The sequence below is a fragment of the candidate division WOR-1 bacterium RIFOXYB2_FULL_36_35 genome (genome assembly GCA_001771505.1).
Classification (GTDB): domain Bacteria; phylum Margulisbacteria; class WOR-1; order XYC2-FULL-46-14; family XYC2-FULL-37-10; genus XYB2-FULL-36-35.
Genome location: MEUA01000063.1, coordinates 1 through 3,232, shown reverse-complemented (window position 1 = coordinate 3,232; position 3,232 = coordinate 1). Strand labels below are relative to the sequence as shown.

At 36.8% G+C, this 3,232-nt stretch carries 2 pseudogenes (1 of these 2 cut by a window edge); both read right to left on the bottom strand.

Annotated elements, in window-relative coordinates:
* Positions 1 to 2,756 (bottom strand): annotated as a pseudogene (locus tag A2290_04830) (hypothetical protein) (it extends 2,422 nt beyond the left edge of the window).
* A gap of 5 nt (positions 2,757 to 2,761) precedes the next feature.
* Positions 2,762 to 3,232 (bottom strand): annotated as a pseudogene (locus A2290_04825) (hypothetical protein).

The window sequence follows — 3,232 nt, the reverse complement described above, 5'->3', positions numbered from 1 at the left end:
TACAAATCACATCGAACTGTTTTGAGGAGAGGAGAGAGGTCATCGCTTGAAGAATATTTTATCAAAACTGTATTTCCTTGATCCCTCGAACCCTTGACAGCTTGAACCCTTTCCGGAGAGTAGGGCGCTATTTTTTCCATTGTTATAACAGGCGGCTTTGTGTCTATTACAAAAGGGATGACTCCTTGAGATGTGCCGATATTACTTTTAACTGTTATTACAAATGTATACTGACCATCGGAATATGATTGATCCGTTAAATACTCAAACTTCAGATGCTTGTCGTAAGTATCACCATAAATTGTTGTCTTGAGTTTATCTGTTATATCTATCTCTTCTATATTATCTTTACCGTCTTGAGTCGTTCCTTCTTGAGTTCCCTCCTCGAAACCTTGATCCCTTGACACCTTGAAACCTTTCTTCATAAGTTTTGCGCTAACAAGTTCAATATTCTCGATTTGAGCCGAAGAATAAGCCGCTTTCCCAAATTTACCGCTGATTTTTTGCAGGTTATTATTTGTCTGCACTTCAGATGTCGGAATAGCTTCGCTTATGACAAGGGGGATAGAATTGACTGTGATTAAAATCTGTTGACTCTTTTTATTTCCTGTCCAAGACTCCGCTCTAAAAGCCAAAGTATTTTGTCCTTCTGCAAATCGAAGATCCCTTATTACAAAATTCCCCCACTGGTCTACCTCTTCTATATTTTTCCACGCAGAGAAATTTTCTGAATATTGAAACAATTTTAACTTTTTAGGAAGGTAAGCATTGATAACACCTTTGAAGACTGTAGGAGGCTCTTTTACCGTAACTCCTGATATATATTTCTTTTTCCCATCTATCTCCATAAGCCAGCTGTCAATTTTCCCCGGGTATCCCGCTGTAAAAGACTCCATTGTTATTTCATGGTAAGTATCCAGCTCGTTTTTTTCTCCATCTAAATTTGAAAGCAGTGAAAAAGATTGTTCATAGTCATCATATGACGCAGTCATCGTCTTAACAGACGCGGCAGATATTCCTCTTTTCGTTTGGGTTGTTGTTATCGTATTTCCTCCAAAGTCGGGGGTATCATCTAGGGCTTTTTCTATAATAGAAGGATTTGTATAGTTTCTATCATAAACATTTCTTAAAATATATCCGTGATTAGCTATCATTTTATTAAACTCGTCGCTTGTTAGAGCTGTTAGCTCCTCTCTTGAAAGCCAAAAAGCTGTCGAATATAGTAAGCCCGCAAGGGCTGTTGGGTTAAACTGAAATCCGGGAACAAATTGAAGAGCCCAATATGCTACGATTATAGTATCTGATGCAGTCTTAAATTTTCTTAGGTCACTTTCTAAACCTTGCGGAACAGTTACATGCTCATACCTTTTGGTGTTTGACTTAAATATTTCTACGCCTTCGCCTCTAGAACTATCTACCGCTACCAGAACACTTCCATCTTTTATTGCCCAACCACCTGGGACTGCCAAATTAACCAACGCTGAATATAATTTTGCTGATTCTGACGGCAGAGAATTATATTCTGACAAATATGGAAGCATTTGGCCGATTGAATACGGGTTTAGTATATAGTAGTCGTCTATATAATCTTTATGCGGCGTGGGCGTTCCTCTTGCTGTTACCAAGCTATATTCTATTGGGTCAATTATTGATGTTTTAGAATTTGGATGAGGTTTTGCTGTTTTTAAACTTTCTATAAAACTGCTTTGGGGATGAACTTCGTCCAATCCAGGGCCTCTCCACTCATTAAAAAGCTTCACCATAAACCCAAGTGATCCACCTGACTGTTTTATATATTCTGCGGTCAATGATGGTTTTTTGGGCGCATACATAACACCTCCCAATACTTCGCCAGCATTTTTCTGTATTGTGTCAAGGTATTTCTCGTTTATTCCGGATTTTATCTCTTTAATCCCATCCCACAATGTTTTAGAGGCATCTTCTATAATATTTCCACCCGTTGTCAAAGCTATATTAGAAGCTGTTACATACAAAGATTCTATTGGAGGGCTTCCGAAACTCTTGGTTATGTGGTCAACAAATAATTTCATCACATAATCAAGGGCTTGATTCTTTGCGGCATTTAGCAGTCCATAATCGTGCACTGCGTTGTTATACCAGACCATTCCATCAGCTCCCGTGTGAGGGACATCAAGGAATATAGCTTTTGCAATATCATTCTGATAAAAATCAGAGGTTAAATAATATCTAACCGGTAATCCTCCAAGGCTATGTGAAATTATTACGAATTTTTTGGGAATTTCTGCTTCGGTTGGTGGTCTATGTTCAGGATTTTTTTTATTGGCATCAGATACAAACCATTCCTTAAACTCTTTTTTAGCAAAATCCAACATGCACATACCTTCTTGTGTTGCAATTTCTTCCTTTGCCCTTATATCTTTATAGTGAGGAGCATTAGGGTTATTTTTATAATAGTCTTTATCTCCAAGCTCATGCGCATGTGTTATATTTGATGCCAAAGAATCAGCAAACGAATATGCATAGACATATCCTTTGAGGCCTAAATCATTGTCTAAAAAGTATTTTAAGTCACCATATGGTTCATTGTTCCCACTCTTTTTATCTTCCCATGAATGATTATCCACATCCCCGTGTCCAAAAATATTCCCTTTTGCACCTATTCCATGGACAAGAAGGACTAGATAATTGGGAGAAGATTTAATCTCTTCCTCCGAAGCAAAAATCATTCCAGCAAATACTATTAAAAATACTAAAAGAAAAACTAAAATTCTCATATTTTTTACCTTAATTGAGTTGTTACTCCTGTTGAAATATCTGTTACATAAACACCGTTAATATCACTCTGCTGGAGGTCTCCCCCAACGATTTTTGTATCGTCAAAAGAAAGTTTAGGTCTAACAAAATTTAATGAAGTTACAAGTATCGTTTCTTCTAAAGGATTTCTTCCTAAATTTATTTTTCTATAATCAGATAGAGCTAGCCCATAAATAACTTCAAAATTTAAATTTGATATTTGTGGAGAATATATGCTATTTTCCCCTAAACTTTCTACTGATGTTCCGTCAGCTTTTATTCTCCCTAAATAAGTATATCCTCCTTCAGAAAATTCATATGCGATTTTATCTCCATTTCGCCAACTTAGCTCATCCGCCTCTGTAGTTATTAAAGTATCAACCGATCCATCAATATCTGTAAGTCTCAATTCGTTGCTGGAATTTGTATAGACTATTTTGTACCCTTCACTTGTTGG